Source organism: Brevibacillus borstelensis (assembly GCF_037834415.1).
Taxonomy (GTDB): Bacteria; Bacillota; Bacilli; order Brevibacillales; family Brevibacillaceae; genus Brevibacillus; species Brevibacillus borstelensis_A.
This window is the reverse complement of sequence record NZ_JAUMSJ010000029.1, coordinates 1-15,563: the sequence shown is the minus strand read 5'-3', so window position 1 is coordinate 15,563 and position 15,563 is coordinate 1. Positions and strand designations below refer to the sequence as shown.

Here is a 15,563-nt window from a genome sequence, read left to right as displayed (position 1 = left end):
ACATATCATACTATTTCGACTATTCAAAAATCAATAGAGAAAGTATCTTTCTGGAAAAAATACCCGGACAGGAGGCAACGATGAGCAGCTATCTCCAACGCCAAGCTGTGAAGGAACAAGCGGCAAAGAATCAGGATTCTTTCTCCGTTTACAGGCCGTTCCCATTCTTTATGCTGCGGACGCCGTTATTGCCCGCAGAATGGTACGGACGTCTTTTTTCTACAGGCGAAGGCAACCTTGACAAGCGGCACGAGGATACGATCGCCATGCTCGAAGCGCTCTCCCGCCATCCCGCGGTGCGAGAAGCCATTGCCGTTGCCTCTCCCAATCTGTTCGAGGCGCTGGCAAGCCTGTCGCATCCTGGGGAGTCACGGAAGCGGAACCAGACAGTCCGCAGCTTTATGCGTTATGTGATCCGCATGATCACACGTCCGACCCCATTTGGACTGTGTTCCGGCGTGGCCAGCGGAAAGTGGGGAGAACAAAGCCCAGGCTGTATCCGTCTTCGCTCTTTTCGCGAACACAACAAGCGCACCCGCCCCGACATGGAATGGCTGATGTCGCTCATCCGCTCACTCGAGAGCCGGCCCGAAGTGGTTGAACAGCTGCAGGTGCGCACGAATCCGGCTGTTTACCTGACAGGTTCGCGGGCCAAGCTGTCGTATCTGATCAACGCCGGACCGCAGGAGGGAACAGGGCGGAAGAAAAGTCTGAGCTCGTCTATTCAAGCGTCTCCGGTCGTTCGCAAGGTGCTGGAAGAGGCAAAAGACATGATCCCCTACCTCGCTCTGCAAAAAAAGATCGAGCTTGATCATCCGGAAACACCTGTCGAAAAGATTCGCCATTTTTTGTGGCAGCTGTTTCAGCAGGAGTATTTGATCAGCGAGCTGAGACCTCCGCTGTCCCATCCCAGCCCGTTTGCTTATGTGCTCGATCGTTTGGAGCCTGTCCAGGGAATAGACGGGCTGAAACAGGAGCTGCGGGGGATCGCTGCCTTGCTGGATGCCTACGATCAGATGCGGCTTGGGGATGGGACTGGGATGTATCGGGAGGCGTCCCGCAGAATGCAGGAGATCATCGCCGTGGAACATCCTTTGCAGGTTGACCTGCAGCTGTCGGCTGAGCAGGTCGAGCTGCCGGGCGAAGTGGCCCGTGAAGCTGCCCGTGCCGTCCAAGTCCTTTGCCGCTTGTCGGCAAGCGCGGACCGCCCTTCATTTCTGAAGGAACTGCATGCCGACTTTATCGAGAGGTATGGGATTCACCGGGAGGTTCCTTTGCTGCTGCTGTTGGACGAAGACCTCGGGTTAGGCAGCCTGGATGAGTATCAGCTGAGGGCCGAGAACAAATCGGGAGGGGGAAAGGCGACCAAGCGAAGTGCTCTGCTGCTGAACATGCTCCTGAGCGCACAGATGGAAGGCGGACAGGAAGTCGAATTGACGGATGAACTCGTGGAAGCCATGGCGCCTGGCGGGTGGGAACCAGAGATGTTTCCCAAATCTCTGGAGCTGTACGCGACCCTTTCCGTGAAAAACAGGGAGGGACTGGACCGGGGAGACTTTCGCCTGATCGTCGGGACCAATCCGGGTTCCAATGGAGCCGGAAAAACATTCGGCCGTTTTGCCGATCTTTTCGGAGAGGCGTTTTTGGACCAACTGCGTGAGGTCCACGCGGCCGAACAGGCGCTCGACCCGGAACCGATTCATGCGGAAATTTCGTACTTGCCGGCCCATGATCGATTATCGAATGTTACGCTGTCTCCCAATATACGTCCTTATGAGATTGTTCTTGGGACAAATCCCGGGAAGCAAGCGAAAGAGAACCTATTGCCGCTATCCGACCTGCTCGTAGGCGCCACTTTGGATTCCCTTTACCTCAAGTCTGTGTCGCTCGGAAAAGAAGTTATTCCGACGACAGGCCATATGCTCACACTCCGAAACACGCCGCCTGTCTATCGCTTTTTACGGGAAATCGGGCAGGAGCGGCAGGGAAATTGGGGGAGCTTCTCTTGGGGGAGCTTGGAGCAGTCCCCGTATGTACCGAGAATACGCTATGGGAAGACGATCCTGTCGCCAGCCAGATGGCGCGTTTACAAGCATACGGTTCCGTTTGCCGAGGGGATGTCAACAGAAACGTGGAAGAATGCCGTACAAGAATGGCGGGACAAGTGGAAGGTTCCCCGGCATGTATTTCTCACAGAGGGGGACAACCGCATTTTGCTTGATCTGGGGCATCCATTGCATCTGGATATGCTGCATCGCGAATTCGCGCAAATGAATTCCGGAGAATCCCTCGTACTGACAGAGAATCCGGTCATGTCTGGAGAGCATCTGGCGCAAACGCCGGACGGACCTGTCTGGATGGAGCTGGCCATACCGCTTGTACGAGAAGCAGAGCGGCAACTGGAAAGGGAGAAAAAACGGCCAAGTATTTTGACCAGCCGAATGCCTGAAGGTCCTGATCGCATTCATTTGCCAGGCGGAGAGTGGCTCTATGCCAAGCTGTACGGCTGCAAAAGCCGGGAAGAGGAATGCATCGGCTTTCCGTTAAGGCAGTTCTGTATCGATATGGAGAGAAAAGGACTGGCAAACGCCAGCTTCTTTATGCGGTACAAGGACCCGGATTCACATGTTCGCTTGCGGTTTCGCGGGGAGCCTTCGCGGCTGGCAAGCGGACTGTTGCCTGAGCTTCACGAGTGGGCCCGCGGCTTGCAGCAAGCCGGGATGCTGACAAGGCTGGTTATCGACACGTACGAGCCGGAAATCGGAAGGTATGGCGGCCCTGCTCTGATAACGCTGGCGGAAGACGTCTTTGCGGCGGACAGCAAGGCAGTCAGCCACATGCTTGCCTTGAAGCGCGGCCGGAACATCGGACTTGATCTCACCCTGTTAGGGGTCATAAGCGTACTGGATATCGCGGAGCAGTTCGGCCTGTCGTTTGCCCAGCAGCTGGACTGGTTTGAGCGGCGTTATGAAAAGAAGGCATATCAACAGGAATTCCGGACAGCTCGGCGGCTGTATCTAACTCTGGGAAATGCGGAAGGAGCGTGGGCAGGCCTTGCCGAGCATCCCGACGGCCGAATGCTTTTGCCGCTGCTTCAGGAAAGGAAGACCGCGCTCTTTCCGTTTGCCGCAAAAATTCGGGAGTCTTACGCGAGCGGCGAGCTTTCCAACACACCGGACAACATTTTGGCAAGTGTGATCCATATGAACGTAAATCGCCTGTTCGGCACAGACCGGGAGAGTGAGCGAAAGGTTATGGCTCTCGCCAGGCATACACTGTACGGATTGACACATTTTCGCGGAGGCCGGGCTTGATCGCCGCAACGAGAGGAGGAAGGATGTTCATGCCAATGGAACAGTCAAAGCCCGGCTGGATGCCTGTCCCGGCTCCGCAGATGCGGGAAGCGATAGAAAGGCAAGTGCTTGAGGTAGCTGCTCGATTGCAGGATATTGAGTACACGGCCAAGCTCGCCAAAAGCCCGGAAAACGGGTTGGAAAGCGGTGGAACGCAGCATGGCTTGTTTCATCCTGCGTCTCTGGCTAGCGGCTACACGGGGATAAGTCTGCTTTATGCTGAACTGGACAAAGGCGATCCGGACGATGGCTGGGATGTAAAAGGGCACGCGTTGCTGACAGCAGTCCAGCAGGAATTGCAGCGTGCAGGCATCCAAGGACTCGGTTTGTGGACAGGCCTTGCCGGCATTTGCTTCGCTGTCCATCTGCTGTCGCGTCAAGGCACCCGTTATCAGCTCTTTTTGCAAAAATTGGAGGAGCAGCTGGGAAAAAGACTGCCCGAGTTTCTTCTTGGAGCAAAACAGAGGGCCCAGACAGGACTTGTGATGGGCGACTATGACGTGATCAATGGCGCGGCAGGAATCGCCCGTTACTTGCTGCTTCGGCTGGATCAGCCAGGAATGGAAAAGCTCTTGCGGGAAGTGATCGCCTATCTTTTAATTGTCGCGGGGGAAAAAGAATTGTCAGGGCAGACGGTTCCGGCATGGCATATCGCCAAAGAAAACCAGGCGACAAGAGCAGACAAAGCGAGATTCCCACAAGGAAACTTCAACTGCGGCCTCTCCCACGGCATACCAGGGGTGCTCGCCCTGTTGTCGATTGCTCTGCAGCGCGGTGTGGAGGTAGACGGTCAGGGGGAGGCAATACAGCGCATCGCGGAATGGCTGCTGGCCTGGAAGCAGTCGGATGCGTACGGGGCTCTCTGGGCTCCTCAGCTCAGCCTGGAGAATGTTCGGGGAGTGAAACAAATCGATCCCTTTGTACACCGAGAGGCGTGGTGCTACGGAACGCCGGGAGTTGCCCGTGCGCTCTGGCTGGCAGGAGAAGCGCTCGGGCGGGCGGAGTGGAAGCGGATCGCGCTGGAGTCGTACCGCGGAACGTTTCGTCGTCCGCAGGAGTTGTGGAATCTATACGCTCCGACGATTTGTCACGGCTATGCCGGTCTCTTGCTGATGACCCAGCGGATGTACGTGGACAGCGGCGATGAAGAGCTGGGCGCAATACGGGACCGGCTGACAGAACAAGTCATCGCCATGTTCGCAAAAGAAGCCCCTTTTGGTTTTTGCGAGGTACAGAGAAACTCAACTGGCGACAGGCAGCTTCATTACCCGGGACTTCTCGATGGCGCGGCCGGTACCTCTCTTGTGCTCCTCAGCCTGCTGCGAGACGAGGCGCCGGGATGGGAACGCGCTTTTTTGCTTACATAAACACGCGTGCTGAAGACATGCTGTCGCTGTGCTTCATCGCTATGTCGGATCAAACGGCGAAACGGAGAAAGAACCGATAAATTCCTTGCAAAGGTGACCCAAAGGCTCTGCCGCTCGAGTCACGATCTGGTGTTTCACTCCGGGGATCGCAACCATTCGGGCTTGCGGCAGATGTTTTTCCATAAGCTTTCCGTACGGATGCATGTGCTTGTCCTCCTGGCCATAGACGAGCAGGACGGGCCGTGTGATTTCATGCAAGCGTTCTGTGCAGCGATAGCGATGGCCAATCGTGTACAGGTGGTGAAGAGACTTGGCGTCGGTTCGGCTGGCATGCGCAATCCACCGTTCCCTGTCCGCTTGTTTGTCCAGATGAGAGGCGGCCGTCGAGCGGGCCAACAGCCTGACTCCTCCCAGCTTGGCAATCGCTTCGGCCAAATAAAAGCGGGAATGCAGGTACCACTCGTTCACTTCGGAAAAACCACTGATTAATACGAGGCCGGCGATTGAGCCTGGATGGCGCAGGCACCATTCCAGCGCGAGGGGAGCTCCCTGGGAATAGCCCATTACGACCACCTGTTTATGACCGAGAGCGTGAACCGTTTCCTCCAGCGTCTCGCTGAGATCAGCCATCGTAAAGGGGATAGGAAGCGGAGCGCTCGCCCCGTGACCGGGAAGGTCAGGCAGGATGAGCTGAAAGTGCTCGGCCAATCCCGCCAAACGGGAGAAATTGATCATCCCGATGCCGGGAGCATGAATACATACAAGCGGCTGGCCGCTGCCGTATATTTGCACAGCCAGCCTGGAGCCGTTTGCGGATGCGACAATCGGTTTTTCAATCACTAGTGATGCACCTCTCCTTTAGCTTGTCCTTGGTCTTGTATCATTTTTTCATCCGTTCGCTTCTTTTTTTGGCAGGGAAATGGTATCCTCGCAGTATGATACCCAAAGAAAGGCGGTTGACCCGTTTGTATCAGGAACGCATCCAACGCATTCTTGCCTATTTGCAAAAAGAAGGGTTAGACGCGGCTTTGATTACATTGCCAAAGCACGTTTACTACCTGACCGGGTTTTTGACTGAGCCGCACGAGCGGTTCATGGGCCTCGTCATCCCGGCTGCCGGGGAACCTTCCCTGATCGTGCCGGCATTGGACCGTGAAGCTGCCGCAGAGGCATCCAGCGTCAAACATATTCTCACCCATACTGATACCGATAACCCGTATGAAGTGCTGAAACAAGCGCTTCCGGCCGGGGTGAAGAAGTTCGGACTCGAAAAATGCCACATGACCGTAGATCGTTTCGAGGCGATAAGCGCACTCGTTTCTGCCCAAAGCTACGACGATATCGAAGAGCCGCTCAGAGAAATGCGCCTGATCAAGACCGCCGATGAAGTGGCACGGATCAAACATGCGGTCAAGCTGGTCGAAGACGCTCTTGATAGAGCTGTGAAAAAGGTCAAGCCTGGCGTAACCGAGACGGAACTCGTCGCCGATCTGGAATACGAGATGAAGCGCCTGGGGGCAGAAGGGCCGTCTTTTGCCTCGATGGTGCTGGCCGGGGAAAAATCGGCTTTGCCTCATGGCAATCCAGGAAGCCGGGAAGTGCGGGAAGGCGAGCTTCTGCTGTTTGATATCGGCGTATTGGCAGACGGATACGTATCCGATATCACCCGCACCTTTGCGGTAGGGGAAATCAATGACCAGCTCCGGGAAATATACGCGGCCGTTCTCGCGGCGAACGAAGCGGCAATCAAAGAAGTCCGTCCGGGAGCAACCTTCGCCCATCTCGATCAAACTGCTCGCGGTGTGATTGAGGCCAGAGGGTACGGCGAGTACTTTATGCACCGTCTTGGACACGGCCTCGGCATGGATGTTCATGAATATCCGTCCGTGCACGGGCAAAACCAGGAAGTGCTTCGTCCGGGCATGGTCTTTACCATCGAACCGGGTGTCTATGTTCCGGGGGTAGGGGGCGTTCGCATCGAAGACGATGTGCTCGTCACGGAGGACGGATGCGAAGTGCTGACGCAGTATCCGAAGGAATTGACGGTAATCGGGCAACCATGACAGAATCGTCGATCAATTGAATACAGACGCTTTATGGTGTAAACCGGGAAGGCTTTTTACCCGGGCACTTAAAAGGGAAGTTCGGTGCAAGTCCGACGCGGTCCCGCCACTGTATAGGGGAGCGACCTTGCAAATTTATCCACTGTTTCGCCGCCGCAGCGCGAGATGGGAAGGAAGCAAGGGTGCGATGATCCCAAGCCAGGAGACCTGCCATAAAGCATACACGATCGACCCACGAGGATGGGGACAGTGTGACGAAGAAAAGGCTCTCCATACCAGTGGTCTATCCTTTTGCCTGTTTCTTCTGTCCGCTGCCTGCGAGGCATCTTCCGGCAAGGTCGGGAGGTGCCTTTTCTTATTGGGAGCCGAGGCAAGAAAACGATGAAACGAAATGACACGAGGAGGAAATTGGGATGAGAGCTTTCAACAAACGTATGGGCTTTTGGTTTTCCGCTGGGGTGGCAATTATTCTGGCATTGTCGGGATGCGGCGGTGCTGCGTCAAATTCCGCCCCAACCGCCGACACTACGGCAGCAAGTCCAGTTCAGACGCCGCCTGGAGGAGAGTCCGCAAATCAGGGAAGTACCTCGTCCCCCGTAACGATTGAAAACAACGGAAGGACGCTCGCCTTTGCGGAGGCGCCCAAACGAGCCGTATCGCTCAGTCAGCATACGACCGAAATCATGCTGGCATTGGGACTTGCCGACAAGATGGTGGGGACAGCCTATCTCGATGATCAGATTTTGCCGGAGCTTCAAGAAGCGTATGCAAAAATTCCGGTGCTGTCCAAGCAGTACCCGTCAAAGGAAGTTTTGCTTTCGGTTGAGCCGGATTTCGTGTACGCCGGCTGGAAGAGCGCCTATACCGACAAAGCGGTCGGGACCGTCGAAGATTTGGAGAAAATGGGCGTCCAGGCGTACTTGCAGCAATCTTCCAATATGACGGCACCCGGCCTTGAGGATGTATATGCCGACATCGAAAAGATCGGACGCATTTTCCGAGTCGAACCGAGAGCGAATGAATTGATCGAACGGATGAAAAACGAGATCGGGCAGATCACTGATCGCCTCAAAGACGTGGGGCAACCGATTCCGGTCTTCGTCTACGACAACGGAGAAGACAAGCCGTACACGGCTGCCAATAACTACATGACCAAGCTGATTGCGCTGGCAGGAGGCAAAAACATTTTTGACGACATCCCCAAAGGCTGGACAAGCGTAAGCTGGGAAGAAGTCGTTGCCCGCAAGCCGGAGGTGATCGTCGTTGTCGACTACGGAGACAAAACGGTGGAGCAAAAACGGAACCTGCTTTTGACGAAAAAGGAGCTGGCTGAGCTGCCGGCGATCAAAAACAACCGTCTCATCGTGCTGCCGCTCTCCGCTGCGTCAGAAGGCGTACGGGCGCCAATCGCACTCAAGACTCTTGCCGAAGGGCTCTATCCGGAGAAATTTTAACGGCAGGATCACATCGATTTATCTTTGGCCTGCATTGTTGATTTATCCGAAGGAGTGAGAGCTGTGAAGCGGACAATACTGGAGAGTCCCTCCGTCATGGATGGCTCTGGGCGGAGGGGAATCAATATCGCTAGAGGAGATATCAGGAGTTCCAGGGGATGGTTTGCCTCCGTTTTACTCGGGCTGGCGCTCATGCTGATCGCGAGTACGACACTGGCGGTGATGCTCGGGTCTGTCTCGATTCAGCCTGGTACCATATGGAAGATTGCTTTTTCCCACCTCCCGTTGGTCGGGGATTGGGTGCATGCGGATTGGTCCAAATCAGAGGAGACGATCATTTGGCAGATTCGCTTTCCCCGCGTCCTGCTTGCGGCGATCGTAGGCGCGGGCTTGTCCGTGGTAGGGGTGACGATCCAGGCGCTTGTCCGTAATTCGATAGCTGACCCTTACCTGCTCGGTGTATCGTCGGGAGCTTCCGTTGGAGCGACACTGGCGATTCTTTTTGGAGCATTCAGTTTATACGGACAGTATTCCTTGACGTTCGGAGCGTTTACCGGATCGCTTCTGTCGATTGTCCTCGTCTTTACGCTTTCCAGGCTTGGGGGACAAAACTCGACCGTGCGCCTGCTGATGTCCGGCATAGCCGTCTCGGCTGTACTTTCGGCGGTTACCAGTCTGATCATCTTTTCAGCGCCGAACGAGCACGGCATCCGCACCGTGCTGTTCTGGATGCAGGGGAGCCTGGCGGGAGCCAAATGGGAATACCTGACCATACCAGGCGTTGTGGTGTTGGCAGGCATGCTCGTGCTGTTGACTTACTATCGCTCGCTCAACGCGATCATGATGGGCGAGGAGACAGCCAGCACGCTGGGAGTGAATACCGAGCATTTCCGCAAAATGCTGCTGATCATTACTGCGCTGCTGACGGGAGTGATCGTTTCGATCAGCGGGGCGATCGGCTTCGTCGGGCTGATGATGCCGCATATCGTCCGCATCATTGTCGGCACCGATCACCGCCGCGTTCTGCCTGTCAGCGCCCTGCTCGGAGCAAGCTTTCTCATCTGGGCAGATGTCGTGGCCAGACTTGCGTTCGCTCCCGAGGAACTGCCCATCGGCATCATTACATCGTTGTGCGGGGGCCCGTTTTTTATCTGGCTGATGCTGCGAAGTTCGTACTCGTTTGGAGGTGGAGGCAGGTGAATCTGATTGCCGAGCAAGTTTCCATTGCGTTGGATGGCAAAGAAATCCTGGATCATGTCAGCTTGCGGGCAAAGCCGGGGACCTTCGTTGGCCTGATTGGTCCGAACGGCAGTGGAAAGTCGACCTTGCTCAAGAGCGTGTACCGGGCCAAAAAGCCGGATGCGGGTCTCGTGACATTGGACGGGGAAGACATTTACCGGCTGTCGCCTAGGGAGACAGCGCAGCGAATGGCTGTCGTTCGCCAGGAAGGAACAGTAGAATTCGACTTCACTGTCAAGGAAATCGTTTTGATGGGACGTTCGGCGCATAAGCGATTATTTCAGCAGGACACAGAAGAAGATCATTGGCTCGTGCAAAGGGCGCTGATTCGGACGGGGATGCAAGATTTCGCCGAACGCAGCTTTTTGTCCCTGTCTGGCGGGGAAAAACAAAGAGTGCTGATCGCCAGGGCATTGGTGCAAGAGGCGAAGCTGCTTGTGCTGGACGAGCCGACGAATCATCTCGACATTCGCTACCAGCTGCAAATTATGGACCTCTTGAAGTCGCTTCGTCTGACGGTACTTGCGGCATTGCATGACCTGAACATCGCTGCGGCTTACTGCGACCAGATTTACGTCATCCAGAACGGGCGAATCGCAGCGGCTGGCACGCCGGAACAGGTGATGCATCCCGAAATGCTTCGCGAGGTATTCGGTGTCGAAACAGAGGTATACATTCATCCGAAGACGAGAAAGAAGCACATCGTTTTTTTCTCTGCTATGGAAATGCGCGAACAAATGAAGGAAGCTGAGGTGTCAACGGCCCGATGAGTGTGTTTTCCTGCAAGGTATGCGGCTTTCGCTATGATGAATGGCTGGGTGACAGTAAAAACGGCGTCCCGCCGGGCATTCCGTTTCAGCGGCTGGCCGGCTCTGTCTGTTCGACCTGCGGCCTGTCGGGAGGAAGGCACGAGCGGCTGCCAAGCCCGCGGTACAAAGGGCTGGAAGCGGCGTACTACGACCAGTTTGCGGGTAAGGCGGGCATTCGTTTTTACCGAGACTGGATACAAGCTTTTGATCAGCCGGCCGCTGTTCTGGAGCTGGGAACAGGGACGGGGAGGATCGCGCTGGAATTGGCCAGACACGGCATTTCTGTCTGCGGAGTAGACAACAGTCCGGACATGATAGAGATCGCGGAAAGAAAAAAGCGGCGACTGGGCAAGGGGAAAGAGCCATTCCTTGCAATTGTCGAACAAGAGGCGCTTGATTTGCAGCTGGATCGCGCCTTCACCCATGTTCTTTTGACCGAAGGGTTCCTCCAGCATTTCACGCTTCGCTCGGAGCAAAGGCGGGTATTGCAGTTGGTCAGGGAGCATATGGAGGAGGACGGGCTGGCGGCGATCGATCTGCTCTTGCCTCCCGCCGGAGAAAAGTGGCAGACGGAGCGGCGGAAATGGGTGTTTCCCGACAAGATGGTCTACCAACAGGTACAAGGCGAGACATCTTATACACGGCAGCGTTTCCGCTACTCTCTCACCTACGAAACCTTTATCGATGAAGTAGAGCAGCCGCGCTGCCGGGTGGACCGCGAGATGGCCTTGATGCTGCCGGGCGAGCTGGTCTTGCTGCTGGAGTCGGAACATTTCGATGTAGTGGGGATGCACGAAAATTACATGGCCGACCACCCGGCAAGTTATACCCAATACGGAGAAGAGCCGCCATCCGGCCATTCCGGGCAATCGCAACTTGCAAAAGGCGAGTATGATTTGGAGAAGTGGACGGAGGGCGGATATCCTTTTTCTGGCGAAAGCGGTGACTCTAGAGAGGAAGCCGCCCGGATTACGCTGATCGTCCGGAAAAAAAGCTGTAACAAATAACGGGCTTATGCATCTAACAAGGGTGAGATCAGGAAGGAGGGCGCGTCTTCGTGGATAAGCTTCAGCAGACAGCGGAAGCTGCTTTGGAACGACTCATGCAGGAATACGGGACGCGTGTTCTTCGTCTGGTCACCTTGATCGTAAAAGACCGTGACCTGGCTGAGGACATTACGCAGGACGTGTTTTTGAAGGTATACCGCAACCTCTCCCGCTTTCGCGGCGAGAGCAGCATCCATACATGGATCTATCGGATTGCGGTCAACGAATGCAAGGGATATTTACGGTCGTGGACGTTTCGAAATCTGTTGCCGCAAGCCTGGATTCAAAAGGCTGGCACAATGTCGACGGAAGGAACGGTGCTGGAGCGGGCTGCCCGTGATGAGCTTGTTCGTCTTGTCTTGCAACTGCCGCCACTCTATCGTCAAGCGGTAGCGCTCCACTATTATGCGGATTTGTCCATTGCCGAGGTGGCCGACGTGCTGGGCGTGAGCGAAGGGACGGTCCGGACAAGGCTTCACCGAGCCAGACAGCAATTGAAAAAACAAATGGACACCAGGGAGGGATGGGAATGGAACGAGACGAATGGCTGAAAGGATTGAAAGAGCGAGCGGACCGTAGCGTACTCCATGACGTTGCCTTCTCCCTGGAAATGCAAGAGAAAGTCCAGCGAGCGATCGGGCAAGAGACAGGGCGAAAAAAAAGGGGCATCTCACGGAATCCGTGGGGACTTTGGACATCGGCGGCTGCAGCTGTTTTGCTGCTTGTACTGCTCGGAACGGCAATCACTGTCGTAGTGCCCAAGAGGCACGCTGGTGAGCCTCCACAGGTAAAACCCTGGCTTCCCGGCGCGGCCGTAAATCCGCCTGATTTGTGGCGGCCGTCGCCACGGTCGGACATCCACGATGACAACCAGGTTGTCAGCTACCTGGGAGAGAAGCCCGTTCGCCTCATACCTGATGAATTCGGGCTATACGAGGATCAGGCTCAACGAATTTCATGGCTGTTGAACGGTTCGTTTGCGAAAGAGGTGGAACTGGTCGCCTACAGTACAGACGGCAAACGCATCGAGCTTGGTTCCTATGAAGTAATGGGCCCCCAGTACGATGCGGATGGCCATTTTTCGTCCAGCATTGCCCTGCCTGATCCGGGTGTTTGGAAGTTGCAGCTGCTCTCGGGCGACGAGCATTTTGGTCAAGTGTTTGTTCAAGTCGAAAAGGGTGTCTCCCCCGAAAATCGCGAGTTTGTCACTCCGCTGATCACAAAGTATTTGCAGACAGCCCAAGGGAACTTGGGTTGGCTGGGGGCTGATCGCGACGTTAAGGTTGAACTGATCGGGGTAGAGGTCCAAGTCCCAGAAGAACGCCGTGTCTACGCTTGGGTGAGGATTGAAGGCAAGGCGGAGGAAGGAGCTCCGGGATTAAGCTGCCCGATGGTCTTTGACATCGCCTATGAACAGCAGAAGCTTGGAAAAGGCGGCGATTACCGGGTAATCAGCCACCGCATGCCAGAGGATGGAAGCCGCTATCAAACCAGTCTGAAGAAGATGTTTCCCGAGAAATATTTGCAGCGGTTGAATCAAATGAACAGGCAATAGCTTCTGCCCGTAATAAAAGAACGTGCCCCTCACGGCGCACGTTGTGGCGCGTCATGTGGCCGTAATCTAAGCCAACCTTTCAATGGCAGTCGCCATTTTCTCTCTCGTTTCCGCCAGCCGCTCTCCGGCGTTGCGCGGCAGGAGCGGATCGCTCCAGGCGAATCCATCTCCTCGATAACGGGGAATGACGTGCATATGAAAATGACCGAGATCGTCTAAAAACGCCGCCGTTCTGGCAAACCGTAATGCCATCCGGACGATATAGGGCAGTCAGAGCGGCTGAAACCGTTTTAACTGCTTCTGTTATGGCAAATGCCAGTTCCGGCTCTATTTCCATCCACTCGGCCACATGCCGTTTCGGCAAAATCAACGTATGCCCTTCCTGAAAAGGGTCGATGTCGAGTATACAACGCACCCATTCATCTTCGTAGACGGTATGGACGTGGTCCAGAGCATGAGCGAGCCTGCAACCCAGGCAGAAAGTTGGTCCGGTGCCGTTTCCAGAGACAGCTTCTCGGTATCCATCCATTTCATCCTATCTCCTCTCTGAATCTTCTTTACGTAAAGGGCAAGGGGAAAATCCGTTGCACAGGAGTACGCTGCTTCTGCTGTCATTCCTGCGTTTGAACAGGCTGCGAAAAAACGTGGGAAACGCCCTGCTCGCAATTGTTGCTCCCATAACCACGCTTTGATATAATTGACGTTAGTGTATTTTTTCGGAACGCGGTCTGAAGGTGGATCAACAGGCGACGTTCAGATGGCGTGGGAGGGAACTGACAACACATGGATCGCCGTGAAAGACAAAAACGCATTCGCAATTTTTCCATTATCGCCCATATCGACCACGGGAAGTCGACTTTGGCTGACCGCATCCTGGAATTGACAGGAGCATTGTCAGAGCGGGAGATGGAAGCTCAGTTTCTGGACTCGATGGATCTGGAAAGAGAGCGCGGCATTACGATCAAGCTGAATGCCGTGCAGTTAAAGTATAAAGCAGACGACGGGGAAGAGTATATTTTGCATTTGATCGACACCCCCGGACACGTCGACTTTACCTATGAAGTTTCCCGCAGCCTGGCTGCTTGCGAGGGTGCCCTTCTGGTCGTGGACGCGGCTCAAGGCATCGAAGCGCAGACATTGGCCAACGTCTATCTGGCATTGGACAACAATCTGGAGATTATCCCCGTAATCAACAAGATTGACCTGCCTAGCGCAGAGCCTGAGCGGGTCAAACAGGAAGTGGAGGACGTCATCGGCCTGGATGCCAGCGATGCCTGTCTAACTTCCGCAAAAGCGGGAATCGGGATCAAAGACGTGCTTGAAGCGGTGGTGAAAAAGGTGCCGGCTCCGGAAGGGGACCCCGACGCACCTCTGCAAGCCTTGATCTTTGACTCTTACTTCGATCCATACCGCGGCGTGATCGCTTCCGTGAGGGTTGTAAACGGTACGCTGCGCAAGGGTATGAAAATTAAAATGATGGCCACAGGCAAGACCTTCGATGTAACCGAGGTAGGAGCATCGATGCCGCGTCAGACTCCGGTCGAGGAACTGACCGTAGGCGATGTAGGGTATGTGGCCGCTTCGATTAAAACGGTGGGCGACACGAGGGTCGGTGATACGATTACCGATGCTGCCCGCCCGACGGCAGAGCCGCTGCCAGGCTACCGGAAAATCAATCCGATGGTGTTCTGTGGTCTGTATCCGATCGACACCAGCGATTACAACGACCTGCGCGAAGCTTTGGAAAAGCTTCAGCTGAATGATGCGTCCCTGCAGTTCGAGCCGGAGACATCTCAGGCGCTCGGCTTCGGATTCCGTTGCGGCTTCCTCGGCCTGCTGCACATGGAGATCATTCAGGAGCGGATCGAGCGGGAATTCAACATCGATCTGATCACGACCGCTCCGAGCGTAATTTACCGCGTCACCATGACAAATGGCGAGGTCATCGAGATCGACAACCCGTCGAAAATGCCGGAAGTTCAGAAGATCGAAATGATTGAAGAGCCGTACGTGTCTGCTACCGTAATGGTGCCGAAGGATTACGTGGGCGATGTCATGCAGCTGTGCCAGGGCAAACGGGGAGATTTTCTCGACATGCAGTACATGGGAGAAAACCGCGTACAGCTCAAGTACGACATGCCGCTGTCCGAGATCGTGTACGACTTCTTTGATTTGTTGAAGTCAGGCACCAAAGGCTACGCATCCTTTGACTATGAATTGGCAGGCTATAAGCCGTCCAAGCTGGTGAAAATGGACATTCTGCTGAACGGGGAAGTCGTGGATGCCTTGTCGTTCATCGTTCACCGCGACAGTGCCTACCACCGCGGCCGCATTATCTGCGAAAAGCTGAAGGAATTGATCCCGAGACAGCAATTCGAGGTGCCGATCCAGGCTGCGATCGGACACAAGGTCGTTGCGCGGGAAACGATCAGCGCGCTTCGCAAAAACGTCTTGGCTAAATGCTACGGCGGGGACATCAGCCGGAAGCGCAAACTTCTGGAAAAGCAAAAAGAAGGGAAAAAGCGCATGAAATCCGTCGGCTCCGTCGAGGTTCCGCAGGAAGCGTTCATGGCTGTCCTGCGCATGGACGACAAAAAATAGGCCGAAGCGAACCGGCCTGCAGTTTGTAAATGTTGCAGAATACGAGACCTGACGGCGATGTCAGGTCTTTTGACTT

General features: G+C 55.1%; 12 protein-coding genes and 1 riboswitch. Of the genes, 10 read left to right on the top strand and 2 right to left on the bottom strand.

The window, feature by feature from the left end; translation table 11 throughout:
* Positions 1–80: 80 nt before the first annotated feature.
* Together Q3F21_RS19575 and Q3F21_RS19570 are read left to right on the top strand one after the other, a co-directional pair.
* Complete coding sequence (locus Q3F21_RS19575) at positions 81–3,314, top strand: thiopeptide-type bacteriocin biosynthesis protein (RefSeq protein ID WP_340256859.1); 3,234 nt, start codon at positions 81–83, stop codon at positions 3,312–3,314.
* A 29-nt stretch (positions 3,315–3,343) separates the two neighbouring features.
* Positions 3,344–4,720, top strand: a complete 1,377-nt coding sequence (locus Q3F21_RS19570; protein ID WP_340256855.1) for a lanthionine synthetase C family protein — start codon at positions 3,344–3,346, stop codon at positions 4,718–4,720.
* 39 nt (positions 4,721–4,759) lie between these two features.
* Here the strand turns inward: Q3F21_RS19570 and Q3F21_RS19565 are convergent, their stop codons facing one another.
* Positions 4,760–5,560: an alpha/beta fold hydrolase gene (locus tag Q3F21_RS19565; RefSeq protein ID WP_340256852.1), complete on the bottom strand. Its 801-nt coding sequence runs from the start codon at positions 5,558–5,560 to the stop codon at positions 4,760–4,762.
* Positions 5,561–5,685: 125 nt separating this feature from the next.
* Here Q3F21_RS19565 and Q3F21_RS19560 point away from each other — a divergent pair, with 125 nt between their 5' ends.
* The 7 genes from Q3F21_RS19560 (at position 5,686) to Q3F21_RS19530 (ending at position 12,886) form a co-directional block, all read left to right on the top strand.
* Positions 5,686–6,783, top strand: a complete 1,098-nt coding sequence (locus Q3F21_RS19560) for a M24 family metallopeptidase (protein WP_340256849.1) — start codon at positions 5,686–5,688, stop codon at positions 6,781–6,783.
* A 17-nt stretch (positions 6,784–6,800) separates the two neighbouring features.
* A riboswitch (cobalamin riboswitch) is annotated at positions 6,801–7,012 on the top strand.
* A gap of 184 nt (positions 7,013–7,196) precedes the next feature.
* Positions 7,197–8,237, top strand: coding sequence for an ABC transporter substrate-binding protein (locus Q3F21_RS19555; protein ID WP_340256846.1), 1,041 nt, complete (start codon positions 7,197–7,199; stop codon positions 8,235–8,237).
* A 192-nt stretch (positions 8,238–8,429) separates the two neighbouring features.
* Positions 8,430–9,437 (top strand): FecCD family ABC transporter permease, encoded by a 1,008-nt coding sequence (locus Q3F21_RS19550; RefSeq protein ID WP_340256981.1) that lies wholly within the window; start codon positions 8,430–8,432, stop codon positions 9,435–9,437.
* A complete protein-coding gene (locus Q3F21_RS19545; protein ID WP_340256843.1) occupies positions 9,434–10,246 on the top strand; it encodes a heme ABC transporter ATP-binding protein in 813 nt (270 codons plus the stop codon). Before Q3F21_RS19550 ends, Q3F21_RS19545 begins: the two co-directional genes overlap by 4 nt.
* Positions 10,243–11,292 (top strand): methyltransferase domain-containing protein, encoded by a 1,050-nt coding sequence (locus tag Q3F21_RS19540; RefSeq protein WP_340256840.1) that lies wholly within the window; start codon positions 10,243–10,245, stop codon positions 11,290–11,292. The genes Q3F21_RS19545 and Q3F21_RS19540 overlap by 4 nt, the downstream gene beginning before the upstream one ends.
* Before the next feature lie 50 nt (positions 11,293–11,342).
* Positions 11,343–11,882, top strand: a complete 540-nt coding sequence (locus Q3F21_RS19535; protein WP_340256837.1) for a sigma-70 family RNA polymerase sigma factor — start codon at positions 11,343–11,345, stop codon at positions 11,880–11,882.
* A complete protein-coding gene (locus tag Q3F21_RS19530; protein ID WP_340256835.1) occupies positions 11,861–12,886 on the top strand; it encodes a hypothetical protein in 1,026 nt (341 codons plus the stop codon). The genes Q3F21_RS19535 and Q3F21_RS19530 overlap by 22 nt, the downstream gene beginning before the upstream one ends.
* Before the next feature lie 79 nt (positions 12,887–12,965).
* On the opposite strand, the gene Q3F21_RS19525 is transcribed toward Q3F21_RS19530, so the two are convergent.
* Positions 12,966–13,415 (bottom strand): HIT family protein, encoded by a 450-nt coding sequence (locus Q3F21_RS19525; protein ID WP_340256831.1) that lies wholly within the window; start codon positions 13,413–13,415, stop codon positions 12,966–12,968.
* A 254-nt stretch (positions 13,416–13,669) separates the two neighbouring features.
* Here Q3F21_RS19525 and lepA point away from each other — a divergent pair, with 254 nt between their 5' ends.
* Complete coding sequence (gene lepA, locus Q3F21_RS19520) at positions 13,670–15,487, top strand: translation elongation factor 4 (protein WP_340256828.1); 1,818 nt, start codon at positions 13,670–13,672, stop codon at positions 15,485–15,487.
* Positions 15,488–15,563 lie beyond the last annotated feature (76 nt).

Bases quoted from the DNA above. Each gene is read 5' to 3' on its own strand.
- Q3F21_RS19575 (WP_340256859.1), top strand. From the start codon at position 81: ATGAGCAGCTATCTCCAACGCCAAGCTGTGAAGGAACAAGCGGCAAAG.
- Q3F21_RS19570 (WP_340256855.1), top strand. From the start codon at position 3,344: ATGCCAATGGAACAGTCAAAGCCCGGCTGGATGCCTGTCCCGGCTCCG.
- Q3F21_RS19555 (WP_340256846.1), top strand. From the start codon at position 7,197: ATGAGAGCTTTCAACAAACGTATGGGCTTTTGGTTTTCCGCTGGGGTG.
- Q3F21_RS19550 (WP_340256981.1), top strand. From the start codon at position 8,430: ATGCTGATCGCGAGTACGACACTGGCGGTGATGCTCGGGTCTGTCTCG.
- Q3F21_RS19540 (WP_340256840.1), top strand. From the start codon at position 10,243: ATGAGTGTGTTTTCCTGCAAGGTATGCGGCTTTCGCTATGATGAATGG.
- Q3F21_RS19530 (WP_340256835.1), top strand. From the start codon at position 11,861: ATGGAACGAGACGAATGGCTGAAAGGATTGAAAGAGCGAGCGGACCGT.
- Q3F21_RS19525 (WP_340256831.1), bottom strand. From the start codon at position 13,415: ATGGATGGATACCGAGAAGCTGTCTCTGGAAACGGCACCGGACCAACT.
- lepA (WP_340256828.1), top strand. From the start codon at position 13,670: ATGGATCGCCGTGAAAGACAAAAACGCATTCGCAATTTTTCCATTATC.